Source organism: Streptomyces sp. NBC_00289 (assembly GCF_041435115.1).
Lineage (GTDB): Bacteria > Actinomycetota > Actinomycetes > Streptomycetales > Streptomycetaceae > Streptomyces.
In genome coordinates this window covers 9357093-9378913 of sequence record NZ_CP108046.1, presented here as the reverse complement: position 1 = coordinate 9378913, position 21821 = coordinate 9357093, and the positions used below count along the sequence as shown (strand labels likewise).

General features: G+C 69.5%; 20 protein-coding genes. 12 read left to right on the top strand and 8 right to left on the bottom strand.

The genetic code is table 11. From position 1 onward, the window contains the following. Window positions 1-76 precede the first annotated feature (76 nt). The 3 genes from OG985_RS42345 (at window position 77) to OG985_RS42335 (ending at window position 2330) form a co-directional block, all read left to right on the top strand. Window positions 77-484: a YciI family protein gene (locus OG985_RS42345; RefSeq protein ID WP_371673726.1), complete on the top strand. Its 408-nt coding sequence runs from the start codon at window positions 77-79 to the stop codon at window positions 482-484. Window positions 485-492: 8 nt separating this feature from the next. After that, entirely contained in the window at window positions 493-1638 is a 1146-nt protein-coding gene (locus tag OG985_RS42340; protein ID WP_371674659.1) for an RNA polymerase sigma factor, read from the top strand. A 74-nt stretch (window positions 1639-1712) separates the two neighbouring features. Beyond that, window positions 1713-2330, top strand: a complete 618-nt coding sequence (locus OG985_RS42335; protein ID WP_371673725.1) for a TOPRIM nucleotidyl transferase/hydrolase domain-containing protein — start codon at window positions 1713-1715, stop codon at window positions 2328-2330. A gap of 164 nt (window positions 2331-2494) precedes the next feature. Here OG985_RS42335 and OG985_RS42330 read toward each other — a convergent pair whose 3' ends face one another. Beyond that, the gene (locus OG985_RS42330) at window positions 2495-3388 is read right to left on the bottom strand and encodes an alpha/beta hydrolase (protein ID WP_371673724.1); all 894 of its coding nucleotides are present in this window, start codon (window positions 3386-3388) and stop codon (window positions 2495-2497) included. Between the two features lie 228 nt (window positions 3389-3616). Here OG985_RS42330 and OG985_RS42325 point away from each other — a divergent pair, with 228 nt between their 5' ends. Both OG985_RS42325 and OG985_RS42320 read left to right on the top strand, forming a co-directional pair. Then, window positions 3617-4489, top strand: coding sequence for a hypothetical protein (locus tag OG985_RS42325; protein WP_371673723.1), 873 nt, complete (start codon window positions 3617-3619; stop codon window positions 4487-4489). A 260-nt stretch (window positions 4490-4749) separates the two neighbouring features. Continuing rightward, window positions 4750-5874, top strand: a complete 1125-nt coding sequence (locus tag OG985_RS42320; RefSeq protein WP_371673722.1) for a sugar ABC transporter substrate-binding protein — start codon at window positions 4750-4752, stop codon at window positions 5872-5874. Window positions 5875-6048: 174 nt separating this feature from the next. On the opposite strand, the gene OG985_RS42315 is transcribed toward OG985_RS42320, so the two are convergent. The 4 genes from OG985_RS42315 to OG985_RS42300 form a co-directional block, all read right to left on the bottom strand. Then, window positions 6049-6759, bottom strand: coding sequence for a hypothetical protein (locus tag OG985_RS42315; protein ID WP_371673721.1), 711 nt, complete (start codon window positions 6757-6759; stop codon window positions 6049-6051). Between the two features lie 189 nt (window positions 6760-6948). Next, on the bottom strand, window positions 6949-7512 hold the full coding sequence (locus tag OG985_RS42310; protein WP_371673720.1) for a snapalysin family zinc-dependent metalloprotease: 564 nt from the start codon (window positions 7510-7512) through the stop codon (window positions 6949-6951). A gap of 594 nt (window positions 7513-8106) precedes the next feature. Further along, on the bottom strand, window positions 8107-9834 hold the full coding sequence (locus OG985_RS42305) for an FAD-dependent monooxygenase (protein ID WP_371673719.1): 1728 nt from the start codon (window positions 9832-9834) through the stop codon (window positions 8107-8109). Window positions 9835-10168: 334 nt separating this feature from the next. Continuing rightward, window positions 10169-10405 (bottom strand): hypothetical protein, encoded by a 237-nt coding sequence (locus tag OG985_RS42300; RefSeq protein WP_371673718.1) that lies wholly within the window; start codon window positions 10403-10405, stop codon window positions 10169-10171. Window positions 10406-10656: 251 nt separating this feature from the next. On the opposite strand from OG985_RS42300, the gene OG985_RS42295 reads away from it, so the two are divergent. Continuing rightward, a complete protein-coding gene (locus OG985_RS42295; protein ID WP_371673717.1) occupies window positions 10657-10995 on the top strand; it encodes a nuclear transport factor 2 family protein in 339 nt (112 codons plus the stop codon). 138 nt (window positions 10996-11133) lie between these two features. Beyond that, window positions 11134-12000 (top strand): GyrI-like domain-containing protein, encoded by an 867-nt coding sequence (locus OG985_RS42290; protein WP_371673715.1) that lies wholly within the window; start codon window positions 11134-11136, stop codon window positions 11998-12000. A 123-nt stretch (window positions 12001-12123) separates the two neighbouring features. Here the strand turns inward: OG985_RS42290 and OG985_RS42285 are convergent, their stop codons facing one another. From OG985_RS42285 to OG985_RS42275, 3 genes are all read right to left on the bottom strand, one after another. Continuing rightward, complete coding sequence (locus OG985_RS42285; RefSeq protein ID WP_371673714.1) at window positions 12124-12339, bottom strand: hypothetical protein; 216 nt, start codon at window positions 12337-12339, stop codon at window positions 12124-12126. 158 nt (window positions 12340-12497) lie between these two features. Next, entirely contained in the window at window positions 12498-12632 is a 135-nt protein-coding gene (locus OG985_RS42280) for a hypothetical protein (RefSeq protein WP_371673713.1), read from the bottom strand. Window positions 12633-12639: 7 nt separating this feature from the next. Then, a complete protein-coding gene (locus OG985_RS42275; protein WP_371674658.1) occupies window positions 12640-13641 on the bottom strand; it encodes a LacI family DNA-binding transcriptional regulator in 1002 nt (333 codons plus the stop codon). Between the two features lie 372 nt (window positions 13642-14013). Between OG985_RS42275 and OG985_RS42270 the strand changes: the two genes are divergently transcribed. The 5 genes from OG985_RS42270 (at window position 14014) to OG985_RS42250 (ending at window position 21616) form a co-directional block, all read left to right on the top strand. Next, window positions 14014-14940, top strand: a complete 927-nt coding sequence (locus OG985_RS42270; protein ID WP_371673712.1) for a carbohydrate ABC transporter permease — start codon at window positions 14014-14016, stop codon at window positions 14938-14940. A 4-nt stretch (window positions 14941-14944) separates the two neighbouring features. Next, entirely contained in the window at window positions 14945-15892 is a 948-nt protein-coding gene (locus OG985_RS42265) for a carbohydrate ABC transporter permease (RefSeq protein WP_371673711.1), read from the top strand. An 88-nt stretch (window positions 15893-15980) separates the two neighbouring features. Further along, window positions 15981-17318: a sugar ABC transporter substrate-binding protein gene (locus OG985_RS42260; protein ID WP_371673710.1), complete on the top strand. Its 1338-nt coding sequence runs from the start codon at window positions 15981-15983 to the stop codon at window positions 17316-17318. Between the two features lie 80 nt (window positions 17319-17398). Then, complete coding sequence (locus tag OG985_RS42255) at window positions 17399-19444, top strand: beta-galactosidase (RefSeq protein ID WP_371673709.1); 2046 nt, start codon at window positions 17399-17401, stop codon at window positions 19442-19444. A 129-nt stretch (window positions 19445-19573) separates the two neighbouring features. Further along, window positions 19574-21616, top strand: coding sequence for an RICIN domain-containing protein (locus OG985_RS42250; RefSeq protein ID WP_371673708.1), 2043 nt, complete (start codon window positions 19574-19576; stop codon window positions 21614-21616). Window positions 21617-21821 lie beyond the last annotated feature (205 nt).

The following is a 21821-nucleotide window of genomic DNA, read 5'->3' as shown; positions in this document are numbered from 1 at the left end:
CGAGAACCCGTGACTGGCTCCGTCCCCGTACTGAACGCGACCACAATGGATCGCACCAGTACCGAGGAGAACCACCATGGCCAAGTACCTGCTGCTCAAGCACTACCGTGGCGCCCCGGCTTCGGTCAACGACGTGCCCATGGACCAGTGGACGCCGGAGGAGATCTCGGCGCACGTGCAGTACATGCGCGACTTCGCGACCCGGCTGGAGGGGACCGGCGAGTTCGTCGACAGCCAGGCGCTCGCCCCCGGGGGCACGTTCGTCCGCTACGACGGTGAGGGGCGCCCGCCGGTCACCGACGGGCCGTTCGCCGAGACCAAGGACGTCATCGCCGGCTGGATGGTGATCGACGTCGACAGCTACGAGCGCGCCGTCGAGCTGGCCGGGGAACTGTCGGCCGCCCCGGGCAAGGGCGGGGAGCCGATCCACGAGTGGCTCGAACTGCGTCCGTTCATGGGCGCGCACGGCACGGTCACGGAGTGACATCCGAAGTGAACGAGGCCCTGCTCCGCAGCCTCACACCCAGCGTGCTCACCATCCTCGTCCGCCGCGGAGCCGACTTCGCGGCGGCCGAGGACGCCGTGCAGGACGCGCTGGTCGAGGCGGTCCGCGTGTGGCCGGCCGACCCTCCGCGGGATGCGAAGGGCTGGCTGGTCACCGTGGCCTGGCGCAAGTTCCTCGACGCGACCCGGTCGGACACCGCCCGCCGCCGGCGCGAGGACCTCGTCGACGAACAGCCGCCACCCGGGCCCGCCCCGGCGGTGGACGACACGCTCCAGCTCTACTTCCTGTGCGCCCACCCCTCGCTGACGCCGTCGTCCGCCGTCGCCCTCACCCTGCGTGCCGTCGGCGGGCTGACCACCCGCCAGATCGCCCAGGCCTACCTGGTGCCCGAGACGACCATGGCGCAGCGCATCAGCCGGGCCAAGCGCACGGTCTCCGGCGTGCGGTTCGACCAGCCCGGCGACGTCGCCACCGTGCTGCGCGTGCTGTACCTGGTCTTCAACGAGGGCTACTCCGGCGACGTCGACCTCGCCGCCGAGGCCATCCGCCTCGCCCGGCAGCTCGCGGCCTCCATCGACCATCCCGAGGTGGCGGGGCTGCTCGCCCTCATGCTGCTCCACCACGCCCGGCGCGCCGCCAGGACCGCGCCCGACGGCAGCCTGGTGCCGCTCGCCGAGCAGGACCGCGCCCGGTGGGACACGAAGTCGATCGCCGAGGGCGTCGAGATCCTGCAGGCGGCCCTCGCCCGCGACCGGCTGGCCGAGTTCCAGGCCCAGGCCGCCATCGCGGCTCTGCACGCCGACGCGCTCACCGCCGAGGAGACCGACTGGGTGCAGATCGTCGAGTGGTACGACGAGCTCGTGCGCCTTACCGGCAGCGCGGTCGTCCGGCTCAACCGCGCGGTGGCCGTCGGCGAGGCCGACGGACCACGCGCCGGCCTGGCGGCGCTCACGGCACTGGACGACTCACTGCCCCGCCACACCGCGGTGGCGGCCTACCTCCACGAACGCGACGGCGACCTGACGACAGCGGCGCGGCTGTACGCCGAGGCGGCCCACAAGGCGCCCAACCTCGCCGAGCGCGACCACCTGACACGCCAGGCCGCCCGCCTCAACGCCCGCCGGGGTCACTGACGGCCCGCGCGCGGATGTTCGAGGGGGTCGAATATCGCGTGCCGTGCCGTCAGGTGGAGGTGCAGACTCGCTCCATGGAGGACATGCGGGCATTCCGGGATGCGGTCAGTGGCTGGGCGAACGGCGGTTCCGGCGCGGCGGCAAGTGATCTTTCCGTGCGACTGGGCCTGCGGACGGCGGTGCTGCTGGAAGGGCCGAGTGACCTCGCGGCAGTCGAGGCGCTGGCCGCACGGCGCGACCGGGACCTCGCCGCCGAGGGAGTCTGCGTCGTGTCGATGGGCGGGGCGATGAGCGTCGCCCGCTACGCCGGCCTCCTCGGACCGCCCGGCCTCGGTCTGCGTCTGACAGGTCTGTGCGACGAGGGTGAGCAACGCTTCTACGACCGTGGCCTACAGCGGGCACAGGCGCCACACCGTGACTTCTTCGTGTGCGTGTCCGACCTGGAGGACGAGCTCATCCGCGCACTGGGCACAGCGGGAGTCGAGGAGATCCTCCGGGCCGAGGGAGACCTCCGTGCCTGGCAGACCTTTCTGCACCAGCCCGCACACCACGGTCGGCCCCGAAACCAGCAGTTGCGGCGCTTCCTCGGCACGAAGAAGGGCCGCAAGATCCGCTACGGCCGCCTCCTGGTCGAGGCCCTCGACGCCGAGCGGGTTCCGACCCCGCTCGACGATCTCCTCGCGAGCCTGTGACGGGAGGTGGGTGAGCACACCGCCAGGACGCGTCACCGTCGCGATCCGGTGTTCCCGCACGGTACGGCGGTACGGCCCTGCGCCCGCCGAACGCCGAACGCCGACCACAGCCAGGCGCCTCGGCAGTACCCAAGTCACCATCCTGCGCCGCGTGTTGACCGCCCTCAGTCGTTCAGGGCGGTGCGCAGGGTGGTGGCCATGAGATCGATGGCTTCCTTCCCGTCCGGGACCGGGCCGGTGTGCGTGAAGTAGTGGTCGACTCCCGCGAAGACGCGGTGGGTGACGGGAACACCGGCGGCCTCCAGGGCCTTGGCGTAGGCGTCGCCCTCGTCGCGCAAACGGTCGTTCTCCGCCGTGATGACCAGGGCGGGAGGCAGTCCGGCGAGGTCGTCGGCCAGTCCCGGCGAGACGAGGGGGTGGGCCCGGTCGGCGGAGTCCGGGACGTAGGCGGCGGTGAAGATCCGCATGAGCTGAGGGCTCAGCAGCGGCTTGGCGATGAGGGACTGCTTGGTGGCCGGGTCGGAGACCTGGTCGAGTGGTGCCGAGTCGATGATCTGGAGCCGGGGCGAGAAGGTGCCTCGGTCTCGTGCCGTGCGGCAGACCGCGGCGGTCAGGTTGGCCCCGGCACTGTGTCCGCCCACGGCGATTCGTGAACCGTCCCAGTCGTTGGCGGGGCCGTTCCGGGCGACCCACTCGGTGACGTCGTACGCCTGGATGACCGGGGTGGGGAACGGCCTCTGCGGTGCGACGGCGTAGTCCACGTTGATCACGACGCAGCCTGCCGTGGCGGCTATGTAGCGGCAGATGTGGTCGTCCTGCTCGGGGCGACCGATCACGAAGCCGCCACCGTGGAAGTTGATGAACACGGGGGCGGGGCCGGCGGTGGTGGCGGGCGGCCGGTAGACGGTACAGGCCACCGGTCCGGCGCCGGTCTCCACCCGGAGGGCTTCGGTGCGCTTCGGGATGTCGGTGAAGCGCAGGCCCTTGTGCACGCGGGCCATCACGCGGCCGAGCAGCAGCTGGACCCCTCTGGCCTGGATTCTGGGGCTGAATGGCATGACTGGTCGCCCATCGCTACAAAGTTAAAGTATCAGGATTCCTGATAATGAATGCTCGTCTCCCGTAGCGCAATGGGGAGGAGCGGTCCTCATTTTCTGCCCCCGTCGGCGCACAGGCGGTTCACCTCTGCGACATGTGCGGGCCACAGGAGTGGTCCGGGAAACCGAGGGAACCCGGGATTGGGTCAAATCAGCTTGTTCTGACCCGACTTGAGGGGAAAAGTCACTATGGCGTCGAAGACACGCGTCGCAGGAGCCGCCGCGGTCGTGGTGCTCACCGTGGGTCTGTCCGGCTGTTCCGAGGACGGGAACGGCTCGGGCACGGCGGAGGGGGCCCCGAAGGGCGCGCCGAGCGGGGCCTCCGAGGCCCAGGCGGTGAAGGCCGCCTACCGCACGACCGTCGCGGCCGACACGGCGAGGATGACCGTTGCCTCCAAGGCCACCGCCAAGGGCAAGAGCGTGACCGTCCGGGGTGAGGGCGTGATGAACCTCGAAGCGGGCGACAGCCAGGTGACGCTGACCGCCCAGGGACAGCGGATCGAGCAGCGCGTGCTCGACGGCGTCGTTTACCAGAAGCCACCCGCCGCGCAGCGCGCCGAACTGCCCCGGGGCAAGACGTGGATGAAGATCGACCTCGCTCGGCTGAAGCAGTCCGCCTCCGGCAACCAGGACGGTCAGGTCAGCGATCCGGCTGAACCGTTCACGTACACCAAGGGTGTGAGCGACCGGGACGTCGAGAAGATGGGGACCGAGACGATCGACGGCGCACGCACCACGCACTACCGGGTCACGGTCGACGTGAAGGCCCTGGCCGAAGGCGATTCGGCCAAGGCCGAGCAGATGCGCCGCCAACTCGGCACGTCCACAGTCCCGTTGGACATGTGGCTCGACGAACAAGGGCGGCTGCGGCAGGAGACCGTCCGGCTGACCCTGCGCCCGCAGACCACGGACGCACAGAAGACACCGGCCGTCACGAGTACCACCACGCTCAGGTTCAGCGACTTCGGCACGAAGGCCGACGTCCGGACGCCGCCCGCCAAGGGCACCGTCGACGTGACCCAGAAGCTCGCCCGGGCCACGAAGTCACCGGGCACGGCCTGATCCACCCCTCGACCGACGTGCCGGGACCCGAGCCCCGGCACGTCGACGCGGCCCGACTCAGATCCCGTTCCGGGCACCCCGCGATGTGGAGGTACTGCGGCAGTCAAGCGGGGAACAGCCGCCCGGTCCGGGGAGATTCTGTAGGGAGCCCCGGTAACCACTTCTGCGCAGGACACGCTGATCGCAGAGTGGTGCAGTCGCCGCGTCGGGTCCACGTCACCTGATCGCCGTGCGGCTTTCTCGCCCGGAAGGCACCTGAAGTGAAGACTCAACCCGGTAGCACCCCTGTCCGCAGCCTCACCACCGCTCTGGCAGCTACCGCCTCGGCCCTCTCGCTCACCGCGTGCGGCGTCCTCGGCGGGGACAACGCCTCGGCGGTCTCGAAGAAGGGCAGCGACATCACGGTGGGTCTTCTTCTGCCCGACCGGGACACCACGCGCTTCGAGAAGTTCGACCGTCCCCTCATCGAGCAGCGGATCGCCTCCCTCACCCACGCCAAGGGCAAGGTCCGCTACGCCAACGCCGGAGGGAGCGTGGCCACGCAGGGCAAGCAGTTCGAGCAGATGATCGCCGCGAAGGTGGACGTGGTGCTCGTCGACGCCGTGGACGCCAAGGCCATCGCATCCGGCGTCAGGAAGGCCAAGGACGCGGGCATTCCCGTGATCGCGTACGACCGGCTCGCCGAGGGACCGATCGACGCCTACATCTCGCACGACAACGAACTCGTGGGTGAGGTGCAGGGCCGTTCCCTCCTCGAAGCGCTCGGCAGCAAGGCCGCGACCAGCAAGATCGTCATGATGAACGGCTCGCCCGCCGACCCGAACACGGCACGGTTCAAAAAGGGCGCGCTGGGCGAGCTGGAAAACCACGTGATCATCGCGAAGTCGTACGACACCGAGGACTGGCTGCCGGCAGTCGCCAAGGCGAACATGCGCAAGGCGATCCAGTCCGTCGGGCTCGCCAACATCGCCGCCGTCTACTCGGCGAACGACGGCATGGCGGGCGCGGTCATCGACGCGGTGAAGGAGGCGGGCGCCGGCACGACCCCGCCGGTGACCGGGCAGGACGCGGACCTGGCCGCGGTGCAGCGGATCGTCTCGGGCGAGCAGTACATGACCGTGTACAAGTCGTTCATGCTGGAGGCGACCAATGCCGCGGAGATGGCGGTGGCCAAGGTCCAGGGCCGTGACATCGCGTTCGACGCGCTGACCCGCGACACGGTCGACAGCCCCACACAGAAGGGCATCCCGTCGATGCTGGTGCCCGTGGTCGCCCTCACGAAGGACAACATCAAGGCCACGGTGATCAAAGACGGTGTCTACACGGTCAAGGACATCTGCACACCGAAGTACCAGGCGGACTGCGCGGCGATCGACCTCACATAGGCGCCGCCCGGCCGTCGGTCGGAGGTTGCGGGTAGACCCCCGCCACCTCTGAACGGCGTCGGTTCCCGGGCCCGGGTGCAAGCCGTCCGGGCGGCCTCGCCATCGACCCTGGTCCTCGCCGCCCCCCGTACTCGACGGTGGTGGCGGCCGACCAGGGCGAGGCCGGGAGGGCCATCAGGACGGCGAGGCGGGTGAAACCTCACGCCGTTCGCCTTTGCGCCCCGGCCGCCTGACATGGGCGTAGGGCGGATACGGCCTGAAGGAGACCATCACCTCGAAGGGGTGCCCGCCGCCGGGGGCCTGGACCAGGGTCGGGAGCGCCGTCATCAGTGCCGAGTGCCCTTTCTCGACGCGCTTGTGGCGCGGACCCCAGCCTGCCGCGTGGGCGAAGGACGTGGCCGTCTCGGCGAAGACGTCCCGGCTGCCGAACAGGAAGAACGTTCGGGCGTGGGTGGCGTGCCGCAGGTCGTCCCGGAAGTCGGCACGCCCGCCGCGTCGCCGCCAGGAGGCGGCGTCCCGGGCGGTGCGCGCCTCGTCGGTACGGGCGGTCAACGCGGAGCCGTTCACCAGCCTGCGCCGCATGTCGGGCCACTTGGCGGGGCGCAGGCCGAGCGTGTGATGGGCCAGCAGGAGGTCGACCGGCTCACCGAAGCCCTCGCCGGGCGGGAGACCGTCCCGCAGCGGGACGTGGACGATCGTGTGCCGGGAGTAGGCGGCGAAGGAGAACAGGCCTGCGAGCCGGTTCAGCCCGTCGTGATCACCGAGCAGCAGACCGACGGGCTCGGGGGCACTCAGCGAGGTGTGGCGAAGGGGGTGCCAGGGCTGCACGACTCGATGCTCGTGCGGTCCGGTCCGTGGTCTGAACAGGCGCAGCCTCAGCCGCATGTGGCATCCGTCATGACCTCAGGATCCCGGGCGGCAGGCCTCCACGGCAACGGAGATTCCGCCCGTCCGCATCCTGGTGAGGTACGCAGTCACACGACGGGACGCTCCAGCCCGACGTCAAGGCGTGTTGTCGCGCCTTGGCGGACGACATCGGACCACGCGTAACCCGTCCCGGCGCACGCGCGTGGATCAGTCCACGATCACGCCATTGGGCACAGCCACCGTCGGCCGGGCGAGCGCGGAGCCGAAGTTGCCCTCGACCTCCGCCTTCTCGGCCGCGTCCGGGTACGGGTTCTTGCACGGCACACCAGCGCTCGAACCCGACATCAAGCTGGAACAGGGGCCGGGCTTACGATCCGGCAGGCCAAGAATGTGACCGAGCTCGTGCGCCGAGATCCGCACCGTGTCGTACCCCTGGTTGACGGCCTCCCGGCCGATGTAGACCGTTCCGTTGCCGAGGGACGTGGTCAGGGCCCGTGGCCAGCCGTTGTCGGCGATGACCTGGATGTTGGCGCGCTGCCCGGCAGCCGCCGGGCGCAGTTCGACGCTGTCCACACTCTCGTTCCAGACAGCCGCGCCCCGATCGACGGCGGCCTTGAACTCCGCCGACGCACCGGCGTTGTAGGTGACGACGCGCGCCGCGAGCGGCTGATCGCCGGAACTCGCCGCGGTCGCGTAGGCGTTGCCGCCGACGAGGCTGAGCGCCACCGTGCAGGTGACGGTGAAGCCATGGACGAACGTGCGTGAGTACATGATCGGCCTCCTGTGGGGGAAGGAAGGGCAGGCATGCTCATGCCACATTGCCAGCTTCCTGCCCACCCCGACAGGCGCCAATCCGTCAATCGACATCACCGCCGGTTGCCCCAACAGGGGAAGTGATAAGCCCAGTTGGGCCTTCGTACACGCCAGCCCTTCGCGGTTCTTCGACCGTTCTTCGAGCCCGCGCTTCGCCAGGTGCTACGGAACCTGCCGCTGAGACCGGTTCGGGACCGCCCGTCGTCGCAACCGAGCCTGCGGAGGCAGAGGTTGCCGTGGTCGCGCGTGTGCCGACGTCACCTCGGCTTCAACCGCACGCGGCCCCGAACGAACGTGATCGCCGCAGCCGCCAATTGGCTCGAAACGCTCCCCGACGAACGATCGTGGTCGACGAAGCATCGGTCGTCACATGCGGTCGTCCTGACTTCTCGCCGCCGGTACGTCGGCCCCGGGTACCTCGGACTCGGCCCGCGGCGTGTCCACGGCTACCGTGCGGTTCCCGTACGGAGCGCCTCGGGCAACGCGACATCCGCACGATCCTGCCCGGGCCGTGCACAGCCCGCGGCCGGCACATTCGGCCGGCCGCGGTGGTCATGCAGGCACGGAGAGCCTCGCGAGGTAGTCGGTCAGGGCCGCCGTGGTGCCGTCGAGTGGGAAGCGGGCACCGAGTTGTCCGTCGGGGCGGACGACGAAGCCGGTCGAGCCGTCGGGACGGTAGAGCCGGGCGAACTCCCCGGCGCTGTCACGGTATCCGGGCACGCCCAGAACGTCGGGGGCGATCGGCGCGGCGTCGCGGGCCAGGACGGCGACGGTTTGCAGGCTCGCCTGGAAGGCCGGGCGGCCGGGAGTGACCGGGCCGCCGTCGGCCATCGTCGACACCGGCACCGGCACCGGCACTTCGGCGTGCCCGGTCGCCCCGGTCACCTCGGCGACCTTGGCGAGGTCGGCGGGGTCGGCCACGTACAGGAGCAGCACGTGCCCCGTGCGGTCGCGCAGGATGTCGAGCAGTCGCAGCGGGTAGGTGGCGACGGGGGCGGTCAGGCCGGCACAGTCCGGGGCCCGGTCACCGGGCTGGGGTGCGTCGTCCGGCCCGTGGGGGCCGCCGGCGAGGGGGCCGTCACGGTAGCTGACGAGCAGTTGTGCTTCGCGGAGCATCACGGTGCGCGGGGCGCTGGAGTCGACTCCGATGCCCTGGGTGGCGTGCCTCACCGTCCGGCCGACGACTTCCTCACCGACGGGGCGGCGCTCGGCGTCGTAGCTGGCGAGCAGGGTGGGTCCCGCCTGCCCGCGGATGACCAGGGCCAGTTTCCAGGCCAGGTTGCCGGCGTCCTGGATGCCGGTGTTCATGCCCTGGGCGCCGGTGGGCGGATGGATGTGGGCAGCGTCGCCCGCGACGAAGACCCGGCCGTCGCCGTAGCTGTCGACGATGCGGTGACTGATACGGAAGACGGAGGACCAGCGCATCCGGGACAGGACAGCCGAACTGGGGGCGAGGCGATCCACGACGGCCTGGATGTGGGACAGCTCCGGGCCGTCGCCGCCCTCCAGGCCGTGCGCGATGTCCTCGCCCCGCGCCGGCTTCCGGCCGGCCGCCTGCGTGGAGAGTTCGGGCGGGACGAGCATCGACATGCGGTAGCGGCATGTACCGGGCAGCGGGATACAGACCAGCAGGTCGTCGGTGGAACCGTCCTCGGCGCGATGGATGGACCGTACGCCGTAACCGTGCGGTACACCCATGTCCGCCTCGACGTCGGCGAGCATGTACTCCTCGGGGAAGGCACTGCCCTCGAAGGTCAGCCCCAGCTGCTTGCGGACGACGCTGTGGGCTCCGTCGCAGCCGATCAGATAGCCGGCACGGAGTTCCTCTTCGGCACCGGAGGCGGTGCGCAGCCGGGCGGTGACGCCGTCCGGGTCCTGGGTGAAGGACAGCAGCTCGGTGCCGCGTTCGATGACCGTGTCCAAGCCGGCGACGCACGCCTCGAGAAGGCGCTCGGTCTCGTACTGGGGCAGCGCGGCGAACTGGTACGGCACCTCGGGCGGCAGCGTGAGGTCGATCCGACCCTCTTCCCTGCCGTTGACGTAGCTCAGCTGGCCGCGCATCACCACGGCGGCCTCCAGGACGGTACGGGCCAGGCCCATCCGGTCCCAGATCTCCAGGGTGCGCGGCTGGACACCGACCGCCTTGGCGTACGGGAGACGGGCCGGCAGCCGGTCTACCAGACGGCAGCGCACTCCGTGCCGGCGGAGCTCCGCGGCCGCACTCAGTCCGACCGGACCGGCGCCCACGATCAGTACGTCGGTGGTGTGGGTGTGCGCCACGGGTGCCTCCCAGTGCCTGCCTCACGACCGGTCCTGTACCTCATGGTCACCCGGCCCCGGCCGCGGAGCGACCCGGCACCCGAGCTCCTCGATGGGCAGGGTCGCCGTGGTCGCAGTGCCGTGATCGCTGTGATCAGGATCGTGCCGTGGCCCTACGTTGCCTCGGCCCGGCAAGCCTTCTGGCCGTGCACTGCCGGGAGCGAGTATGGGGCGGCCGCCGGTCGGCATGTTCGAATTCGCGTCGGGGACGCGCAGGGGAACAGCGAGGAGACACGGTGGGGGCCTCGGAGCACAAGACCTTACGAAATGTGCCCGGGCCCGACGGGCGAGACCCTCACACGACGCGCGTCGACTCCTGAGCTCGGACCGACTGCCGCAACCGCGTGCGCGCCGCCGACACCGACGGGGCGGTGTTCCAGTACGGGTGCCACCACAGGCGTACGGACAGGCGCAGGAGGCGGCGGCGCAGGACGGTATTGTCCCGCGGTCGAGGCGCGGCGAGTGCTTGGTAGGTGGCGTTCCAGGCGTGCTGCGTCTGCACCAGGTCGTCGGGGAAGCGGGTCGAGTCCATACCGCTATTAGATCGCATGTTCGAATTCCTGTCGTGCCGAGACACACCGGATGTGACGCCGACGCTGACCCGTGAGTGCTCGCCGGCCCCGGCAGAGCGACTTGGCCGACCGGACTCCTCGCGGTTGACTTGGTGTGCGGCGAACACGAGGGCCGTCCGGATTCCGGCCGCGCTCTCGTCGGCTGCCGCACACAGAGCGAGGGCGGTTCCGCCGTGACAGGGTTCGGCCAATCTCCGGGCGAGGACATCGAATGAACGGCACTCCGGCAAGCGTCGTCGAGGCGGCCTTCCGCCACTATCGGTCACAGGACCGCGAAGCAGCCCTGCCTCTCTACGCCGACGACTTCACCTTCACCAGTCCACAGGACGACCACATCGACAAGGCGACGTTCTTCGAGCGATGCTTCCCCACCGTCGACCGGCTCAAGGAACAGCGACTGCTGCACGTGACCGCCGCGAGCGAGGAGCTCGTCTTCGTCTACTACGCGTACGAGCTCACCACGGGTGACCGGTACCGCAACATGGAGGCGATCACCGTGCGTGACGGGCTCATCCGCGAGGTGCAGGTCTTCTTCGGCGGCAAGGTCTAGGTACTACCCAGGTCCCCTGTGCTCCATCTGCCGGGTCGAGGCCGCGCGAGTACCCGATCGGATCGGGCACGGAATGTCGGGTCCGACAGGGTGCGTGCCGCCTAGCGTGGTGATCACGAAAGAGGGAGGAGACCGGGCGTGCTGGAGCGGCTCAACCAGGCCATGGAGCACATCGAGCGCCACCTCGGCCAGTCCATCGACGTGGCCGATCTGGCGCGCATCGCGGCCACTTCGGAGTACCACCTGCGCCGGATGTTCTCCGCGCTCGCCGGCATGCCGCTGTCGGAGTACATCCGGCGTCGGCGGCTCACCGTCGCCGGCGCCGAGGTGCTCGCCCGGCGTGAGCCGCTGCTGGAGATCGCGGTGCGCTACGGCTACAGCTCGGGCGAGGCGTTCGCGCGGGCGTTCCGGGTCATGCACGGTGTCGGGCCGGGCGAGGCCCGGCGTACTGGCGCCGTGCTTGTCTCCCAGCCCCGGTTGACCTTCCGTCTCACCGTCGAGGGGAGCAGCAGCATGCGTTATCGCGTTGTGGACAGGCCGGACTTCACCGTCGTCGGCCTCAAGGCCCGGGTGCCACTGGTGCACACGGGTCCGAACCAGGCGATCATCGACTTCGTCCGCGGGATCGAATCGCGGACTCTGGAGCACTTGGAGAAGCTGGCGGACCAAGAGCCGCGGGGCATCGTCGCGGTCTGCGACGATCTGGACCCGAGCCGTGCCGAGGGGACCGAACTCGACTACTACCAGGGGGTGATCACGTCGGCGGCTGCCCCCGAGGGCACGACTGTCCTCTCCGTCCAGGCCGGCACCTGGGCGGTCTTCACCACTTCCGGGCCGGTGCCGGAGGCGATCCAATACCTGTGGCGGGACGTGTTCACGGAATGGTTTCCGTCGAACCCGTACCGCAGCCGTCCCGGCCCCGAGATCCTGCGCACCAGTCTGTCGCCGGACAAGACCGAGGCCGACGCCGAGTTGTGGCTTCCGGTGGAGCGGGAGCAGGGGTGAACCGCCGCTTGAACCAGTGTTCAGCTGCGGCGAAAGGGCAGGAGGAGCCAAGAGGCGCCAAGACACGCCGGTCGTCCAAGCGCGTGTCAGGCGCGCCGGATCGTCGGCCGGGCGTGCGATGCCTCACGGACTGCCCGACTGCGAGATGCCCAGCGCGAGTTGGGTCACGACGTCCAGGATTCCCTGACCGAACGCTGTCGGGGCGACCAGTACGCCGAATACCAGTGCCAAGACCACCGTCGTCCTCTCGTCGGACCGGCTCCGGGCCTCGGTGCGCCGACCCAGTCGCAGGACGATGACGACCGCCAGGAGAACCGCCACGTTAATCGTCAACAGCACCGGTCAGTCCCTTCTGTCAGGCGAGAGCGTCCCAGCCTCCCTTGTTGTCCTCGACCACGGCTCGGGTACCGCTGGTCTTCGTCAACAGGCTTCTCTACGAACAGAGTTCAGACCGTGAGCGGCGCTTGCGGCGACAGCGCGGGCCGGTGACACGACCGTCAGCCCGGGGTCGACGGTTCGGCCGTCACGTCGAACTCGACGAGACCTTCGAAGGACTCGAGTCCCCATGGGGCGACGGAGATCCTGACCGTGTCCGCAGTGTCCACGCCGTCGCCGGTGTCCAGGACTCTCACCAAGGACTCAGGCGCTCCCCGCGCCACCGGCAGGCGGTGCCGTGCTCGACCGCACCACCAGGCGGGTCGGCACGAGGGTGGTCCCCCGTCGGGCTCCGCCCAGGCGCATGTTGCGCAGCACCGCCTCCACGCAGAGTCGTCCCACTTCGGCGAAGTCCTGGTGGAGCGTGGTGAGCGGGGGGAGGAAGGAGCCTGCTTCGGGGATGTCGTCGAAGCCGACGACGCTGACGTCCTCGGGCACGCGCCGTCCGCGTTCGTGCAGGGCGCGCAGCAGGCCCAGGGCCATCTGGTCGTTGGCCGCGAAGACGGCGGTGCACTCGTCCTGGGCGGCCAGTTCAAGGCCGACGCGGTAGCCGGACTCCGCCGACCAGTCGCCGCGTACGAGCGGTGGGGCGGGGCGTCCGGCCTCGGCGAGGGCCGCGCGCCAGGCGTCCGTGCGGCGCTGGGCGGCGAAGGAGCCCTCGGGGCCGCCCAGATGCCATACGGTCCGGTGTCCGAGGTCGAGCAGGTGGCGTACGGCGGTACGGGTGCCGCCGCTCTGGTCGGTGTCGACGACGGTGTACCGGTCACCGGCGTCGGAGTCGACGACCACGACCTGGACGTGCGGCGGGAGGGTGACGGTCGCCGCGTCCAGCAGGTGGACCTCCATGATGACGATCACCGCGTCGACCGCGAGTTCTTCGAGGCGGGAGAAGGCGCCCCGCACCTCGTCCTGGGTGGGCATGGCGACCGGCAGCAGCGTCACCGCGTATCCCTCGGCCGCGGCGGAGGTGGCGATCGCCTCCAGCGTGCGCACGTTGCCCGTGGTGGACAGGGTGAAGGTGATGACGCCTATGGTGCGGAACTCGCCGCGCTTGAGTGCACGGGCAGCGCTGTTGGGCCGGTAGCCGAGTTCCTTCATGGCGGCGAGTACTTGCCGGCGGGTCTCCTCGTTCACTCCGGCGTAACCGTTGGACACCCGGGACACGGTCTGCGAGGACACGCCGGCCAGTTGGGCCACGTCCGCCATGGAGGCGCTGGCCCGGCCGCCGCCGCGGGCACGTCCGGGGGCGGGTTTCGGACTGTCGTCGGGCGCGCAGGCGGGCGTGCCCCCTGCTTCCGCGGCCGGGCCGGGCGCGTTCGTCGGCGTTCTTCCAGCCGTCTCCACTCGCTGTCCGCCACCTCTCCACCGCTGCTCACGTCACGGTTTGCCCAGGGGACCCTTGACCCCCGTCAACGGGACAGTGTAGACATGCCGCCATCAGATGTTTACGTAAACATAACAGCTTCCGGCTTTTTCGGAGCGATCGATGTTTGCGTAAACATCTAGGTGGTGCGGCCCACGCGTCGGACGTCCGGCCGTACACCACCGGTTCCGGAATGTGAACGAGCGAGGAACGACATGACGACGCTGCAACCGCCGGTGGCCGCCGAGCCGCGGCCGGCACCGCCTCCGGCGAAACGGGACCGCCGCTCCTGGACGGGATGGGGTTTCATCGGTCCCTTCGTGGCCGTGTTCGCCCTGGTCTTCCTGGCTCCGATCGTGTACTCGATCTACCTGAGCCTCTTCCGCGACCAGCTCATCGGCGGAAACACCTTCGTGGGGCTGGACAACTACACCCAGGCCCTCAAGGACGACCAGTTCTGGGCCTCGCTCGGCCGGGTCACGCTCTTCCTGTGCGTCCAGGTGCCGATCATGCTCGGCATCGCGCTGCTGGTGGCGCTGGCGCTGGACAGCGGGCGGCTCTACGGCAAGAGCTTCTTCCGGATCACGATCTTCCTGCCGTACGCGGTGCCCGCGGTGGTCGCCACCCTGATGTGGGGCTTCATGTATGGCACCAAGTACGGCCTGGTGGGCGACATCAACGACGCCTTCGGCGTCACGCTGCCCGACCCCCTCTCCCCCGACTTGGTGCTGGCCTCGATCGGCAACATCGTGACGTGGGAGTTCGTCGGCTACAACATGCTGATCTTCTACTCGGCGCTGCGCGTCATCCCCAACTCGCTGTACGAGGCGGCGGAGATCGACGGCGCCGGTCAGATCCGGATGATCAGCGCGATCAAGCTGCCCGCGATCCGCGGCGCCCTGGTCATCGCGACGATCTTCTCCATCATCGGCAGCTTCCAGCTCTTCAACGAGCCCAACATCCTGCGGCCGTTGGCGCGCAACGCCATCACGACCGACTACACCCCGAACTTCTACACGTACTCGCTGTCCTTCAACGGCCAGCAGCAGAACTACTCCGCGGCGGTGGCCATCATCATGGGCCTGATCACGATGGTGATCGCCTACGTCGTGCAGCTGCGCGGCATGCGCAAGGGAGCGTGACCAGATGAGCACCCCTGTCACCACCACCTCCCCCGCCCCGCCCGCCAAAGCCGCCGGCGCCCCCACCAGCACGCCACGGCTGCGTACTCCGCGCCGGCACTCCCCCGGGCGGCCCAAGCGCAGCGTGCTGCTCACCGTACTGACCTCACTGGTCGTCCTCTACACCGTCGTGCCGCTGATCTGGCTGGTCATCAACGCCACCAAGACCCAGTCGGGCCTGGCCGACTCGTCCGGTCTGTGGTTCGCCCACGACTTCGCCCTGTGGGACAACATCCGCGACACGTTCACGTACCACGACGGCATCTTCGGCCGCTGGCTCCTGAACACCGCGATGTACGTCGTGCTCGGCGCCGGTGGCGCCACGCTGCTCGCGGTGCTGGGCGGGTACGCGCTGGCGAAGTTCGACTTCTTCGGCAAGCGCGGCGTCTTCGCCGTGGTCATCGGCGCCGTCGCCGTTCCCGGCACAGCGCTCGCGGTGCCCACCTTCCTGATGTTCAGCAAGATGGGCCTGACCGACACCCCCTGGGCGGTCATCATCCCGTCGCTGGTGTCGCCGTTCGGCCTGTACCTGATGTGGGTCTTCGCCACCGAGGCCATCCCGACCGAACTCCTCGAGGCCGCCCGCATCGACGGGGCCGGCGAGGTGCGCACCTTCTTCCAGGTCGCCCTGCCGCTGCTCGCCCCCGGCCTCGTGACCGTCCTGCTGTTCACCACGGTGGCCACCTGGAACAACTACTTCCTGCCACTGATCATGCTCAAGGACTCCGACTGGTACCCGCTGACCCTGGGCCTGAGCGCCTGGAACTCGCAGGCGGAGACCATCGGTGGCGATGTGATCTACAACCTGGTGATCACCGGTTCGCTGATCACCATCCTTCCGCTGATCGCCGCGTTCCTGCTGCTGCAGAAGTACTGGCAGTCGGGTCTCGCCGCCGGAAGCGTCAAGGAATGACCCGGCGCCCCTCCGGCCGCCTCCCCAGCCCCACGTTTGCTCACCCCACCCTCACCTGTCCCACCCACGAAGAAGCGGAAGCACCTCCATGCGCAGAAAGACCGGCCGCCTCCTGCGCGGCCTCGCCCTCCTGTCCACCCTCGCCCTGGGTGCCACCGCCTGCGGCGGCTCGGACGACAGCTCCGAGCAGAAGCAGGTCTCGGCCGGGGACATCCAGGCAGCCCTGGAGAAGGGCGGCACGGTCTCGGTCTGGGCCTGGGAGCCGACGCTCAAGACGGTCGCCGCCGACTTCGAGAAGAAGTACCCCAAGGTCAAGATCAACCTCGTCAGTGAGCGCTCGGGCGACAAGCACTACACCGCGCTGTCGAACGCCATATCGGCCGGCAAGGGCGTCCCCGACGTCGCGCAGGTCGAGTACTTCGCGCTCGGCCAGTACTCGCTGACCAAGGGCCTCACGGACCTGTCCTCGTACGGCGCCGACAAGCTCGCCTCCAAGTACACGCCGGGTCCGTGGAACGCGGTCAGCGACGGCAAGGCCGTCTACGGACTGCCGATGGACTCCGGTCCGATGGCGCTGTTCTACAACAAGAAGGTCTTCGACAAGTACAAGATCGCCGTTCCGACCACCTGGGACGAGTACGTCGAGGCGGCCCGCAAGCTGCACAAGGCCGACCCCAAGCTCTACATCGCCGCCGACGCCGGCGACGCGGGTCTCACCACCAGCCTGCTGTGGCAGGCCGGTTCGCGTCCCTACAAGGTCGACGGCACCAAGGTGAAGATCGACTTCAGTGACGCGGGCGCCAAGAAGTACACCGACACCTGGCAGAAGCTCATCGACGAGAAGCTCGTCGCGCCCATCTACGGCTGGACCGACGACTGGTACAAGGGCCTGGGCGACGGCACCATCGCCACGCTGCCCAGCGGCGCCTGGATGCCGGCCAACTTCGTCACCGGTGTGAAGAACGCCTCCGGTGACTGGCGAGCGGCCCCGATGCCGGCGTGGACCAAGGGTGACAAGGCGAGCACGGAGAACGGCGGCAGCTCCCTGGCGCTGCCCGCGCTGGGCAAGAACAAGGAACTCGCCTACGCCTTCGTGGAGTACGCGAACGCCGGTGACGGTGTGCAGACCCGTGTCAAGCAGGGGGCCTTCCCGGCGACCACCGCGGAGCTGAAGTCCACCGAGTTCCAGAACACCAAGTTCGACTACTTCGGTGGCCAGGAGGCGAACAAGATCTTCGCCGAGTCCGCCGCCAACGTGGCTTCCGACTGGTCGTACCTGCCCTTCCAGCAGTACGCCAACTCGATCTTCAACGACACGGTCGGCAAGGCCTACGTCTCCGGCACCAAGCTGACGGACGCGCTGAAGTCGTGGCAGGACGCCTCGGTCAAGTACGGCGAGGAGCAGGGCTTCACCGTCGAGAAGTAGCAGTCACCAAGCAGTAGAACGCCGGGCGGCGCGGCACCCGGGCCGCGCCGCCCCCGTGTACCACCTTCGGAAGGACCGCCATGATCTCCACCCTCCTGTCCCGCCTGCGGAGCGGGGCGGACGGTGACCCCGCCCACCGCCTCGCCTACGGCGCCGACTACAACCCGGAGCAGTGGCCCCGGGACGTGTGGGAGCAGGACGTCAGGCTGATGCGCGAGGCCGGCGTCAACGTGGTCTCCGTGGGGATCTTCTCGTGGGCCCGTATCCAGCCCGCCGAGGACCAGTGGGACTTCGCCTGGCTCGACGAGGTCATGGACCTGCTCCACGAGGGCGGCATCGGCGTCGACCTGGCCACCGCCACCGCCTCCCCGCCGCCCTGGCTCAGCACGGCCCACCCGGAGATCCTTCCGGTCACGGCGAACGGGGAGACCCTGTGGCCCGGCGCCCGCCAGCACTGGCGGCCCACCTCACCCGTGTTCCGCGAGCACGCCCTGCGCCTGGTACGCGAGATGGCGGACCGGTACAAGGACCACCCGGCGCTGGTCGCCTGGCACGTCTCCAACGAGCTGGGCTGCCACAACATCTACGACTACTCCGACGACGCGGCCCGCGCCTTCCGCGTATGGCTGCGCGCCCGCTACGGCACGCTCGCCGCCCTCAACCACGCCTGGGGCACGGCGTTCTGGTCGCAGCGCTACAGCGACTGGGAGCAGATCCTGCCGCCCCGGCTGGCCGCCTCGCACCCCAACCCGACCCAGCAGCTGGACTTCAAGCGGTTCTCGTCGGACGCGCTCAAGGACTACCTGCGGGCCGAGCGGGACGTCCTCCGCGAGATCACCCCCGACGTGCCGGTCACCACGAACTTCATGGTGATGGGCGGCACCAAGGGCATGAACTACCCGGACTGGGCGGAGGAGATCGACTTCGTCTCCAACGACCACTACGTCCACCCCGGACCCCAGGACCGCGACGAGCTGTCCTTCTCCGCGAACCTCACCAGCGGCATCGCCGGCGGCCGGCCCTGGTTCCTGATGGAGCACTCCACCAGCGCCGTCAACTGGCAGCCCGTCAACGTGGCCAAGCGGCCCGGTGACCTGGCCCGCGACTCACTGCTGCACGTGGCACACGGCGCCGACGCGGTCTGCTTCTTCCAGTGGCGCCAGTCGTCGGCCGGCGCCGAGAAGTACCACTCGGCGATGGTCCCGCACGCCGGCGAGGACAGCGAGCTCTTCCGCGCGGTGACCGCACTCGGCGCGACCCTCAAGGCTCTCGCCCCGGTCGCCGGATCCGAGCGGGAGCCGGCCAGGGTGGGCATCGTCTACGACTGGGACTCGTGGTGGGCGAGCGAACAGGACTCGCACCCCACCTCCCTGCTCGACTACCGCCAGGAGGCGCTCGACTGGTACTCGGCGCTCCTCGGCCTCGGCATCCGCGCCGACCTCGTCACCACCCGCGCCGACCTGACCCGCCACCAGGTGCTGATCGCCCCCGTGCTGCACATGGTGCCCGCCGACCTCGCCAAGGAACTCACCCGGTACACCGAGCAGGGCGGCCACCTGATCACCACGTACTTCTCGGCGGTCGTCGACGAGAACGACCACGTCTGGCTCGGCGGCTACCCGGGCGCCCTGCGCGACCTGCTCGGCCTGCGTGTCGAGGAGTTCGGCCCGCTGCTCCCCGGGGAGACCGTCGCCCTGGACGACACGACGACCGGCAGCGTGTGGACCGACCGGATCACCGTCACCGCCCCGGACACCGAGGTCCTGGCCGGCTACCGCACCGGCCCCCAGGCCGGCCGTCCCGCCGTCACCCGGCGGCCGACGGGCAGCGGCTCGGCCGCCTACGTCTCCACGCGGCTGGGTGTCGAAGGGCTCACCGCGCTGCTGCCGCGCCTGCTCGGACCAGCCGGGGTGGAGAGCGAACTGCCCGCCGGCGTACGCGGACTGGTCGAACTGACCGTGCGCCGCGGCGCCGACAGCCGGTTCCTGTTCCTGGCCAACCGCACCGACGCCACCGTGCAGGTGCCCGGCCTCGCCGGAGAGGTACTGCACGGCACCCCCCTCGCCCACGGCCTCCTCACCCTCGGACCGCGGGACGTCGCCGTACTGCGCCGGCCGGCCGACTGAACCACCCGCTTCACGCTCCACCCGCACGCACGACTCCTCGGACGGCACCTGGCCGTTCGAGGGCCGTCCCCTCCCGTCACCGGGTGGGAGGGGACATCGCAGCGACCACCTCACAGTTGGGAGCACACGATGGCACGCCGCACCCGCACCAGACGGACCCTCGGGGCCGCCGCACTGACGGCCCTGGCCACCGGGGCCGCCCTGCTCAGCGTCCCCGCACAGGCCGAGGCCGCCGCCTCCGTCACCGTGACACCGGACCCGTCGTACAAGCAGGAGAAGTTCGAGGGCTGGGGCACCAGTCTGGTCTGGTTCGCGAACGCCACCGGCGACTACCCGCCGGCGATCCGCGAGAAGCTCGCCAAGCTCCTCTTCGGCGACGACGGCCTGGCGCTGAACATAGCCCGGTACAACATCGGTGGCGGCAACGCGCCCGACGTGAACGACTACCTGCGCGCCGGTGGTGCCGTCGAGGGCTGGTGGAAGGCGCCCGCGGGCACCACCCGCGAGGACACCGACTGGTGGAGTGCCGACGACCCGGCCGACTGGAACAAGAACGCCGACGCGAACCAGCGCTGGTGGGTGGACCGCATCAAGAAGGACATCACCCACTGGGAGACGTTCAGCAACTCCCCGCCGTGGTTCATGACCGAGAGCGGTTACGTCTCCGGCGGGTTCGACGCCAACAAGGACCAGTTGAAGACCGACTCGGTCGACGACTTCGCCGCCTACATGGCGGGCGCGACCAAACGGCTGGAGAAGGCGGAGGGCATCAAGGTCGACACCGTCGACCCGTTCAACGAGCCCAACACCGGCTACTGGGGCACCAAGCTGGGCGCGGACGGCGAGCCGGTCGGCGGTCGTCAGGAGGGCGCCCACATCGGCCCCGAGCTCCAGCAGAAGGTACTCGCCGCGCTGGCTCCCGCGCTGAAGAAGGCGAAGGTCAAGTCGGACATCTCGGCGATGGACGAGACCAACCCGTCGATCTTCTCGACGAACTGGAACTCCTACTCGCAGGCCTCGCGCGACCTGGTCGACCAGATGAACGTCCACACCTACGGCACCGGACAGCGCACCACCGTGCGGGACCTGGCCAAGGCCGCCGACAAGCCGCTGTGGATGAGCGAGGTCGAGGGCGACTGGGGCGACGGCCAGAGCTTCACCGACATGCGGCCGGGCCTCGGGCTCGCCCAGCAGATGGTCAACGACCTGCGGGAACTGGAGCCCAAGGCCTGGGTGTTCTGGCAGCCGGTCGAGGACTACGACAACATGAAGCCGGGCGGCGAGTCCGCGAAGGGCGGCAACTGGGGCAGCATCCAGCTCCCGTTCAGCTGCACCTCCGAGGACACCCTTGAGTCCTGCCCCGTCTACACGAACACCAAGTTCGACACCGCGCGCAACTTCACGCACTTCATCAAGCCCGGCGACAAGCTGATCAAGACGAACGACACCTCCAGCGCCGCCGCGGTGACCGCGAACGGCAAGGGCGCCTCGCTCGTCCACGTCAACAGCACCACCGAGGCCCGCACGGTCACCGTCGACCTGTCCAAGTTCGGCACCGTCGACCGGAAGGCGACCGTGACCCCGGTCGTCACCAGCGCCGATGGCAAGCTGCGGAAGCAGGCGCCGATCAAGGTCAGCGGCCGCGAGGCCACGTTCACGGTGCCCGCCCAGTCGGTGACCTCCTTCACCATCAAGGGTGTCTCCGGTGTCGCGAAGGACGCCCCGCTGATCCGCAGGGGCCACACCTACACGCTGACCGGCGTGCAGAGTGGCAAGGCGGTCACCGTCTCGGCCAACGGCACCAGCCTGGCCATCGGTACGGGCAACGGCGGCACCGCGCAGCAGTGGCAGCTCGACGCCCGGTACGGCGAGACCGGCGCCCGCCAGCGGTACGTCTTCAGCAACCCGGCGGAGGGCAAGCGCCTCGCCGTCCGCGACAACGTGCCCGTGGTGGAACCCGACACCGGCAAGCGCGACGCCGCCACCGAGTGGATCATGTCGACCACCGGTGACGGCACGTGGACGCTGGTGAACAAGGCCACCGGACGCGTCCTGGAGGTCGGCGGCCAGGCCACGAACGAGGGGGCCGCCGTCACCACGTGGCAGCCCAACTCCGGCTCCAACCAACGCTGGACGGTCACCGACGTGACCAGCACGACGGCGAAGGACTAGCTCCGTCCACAACCCCGGGAACCGGGGCTCGCCCCTCACGTGCGGGGACGATCGTCCGACTGAAGCTCCACAGAGCCTCACGCCCCACGGACGACCGCCCCTCATGAACACCCCCATCGCCTGCAGCCCCGGCCGGTACATCACCGGACGCTGTTGGTAAATCCGGGGTTTGCGTGACGACGGCCTGTGTGACCCCGTTGGGGTT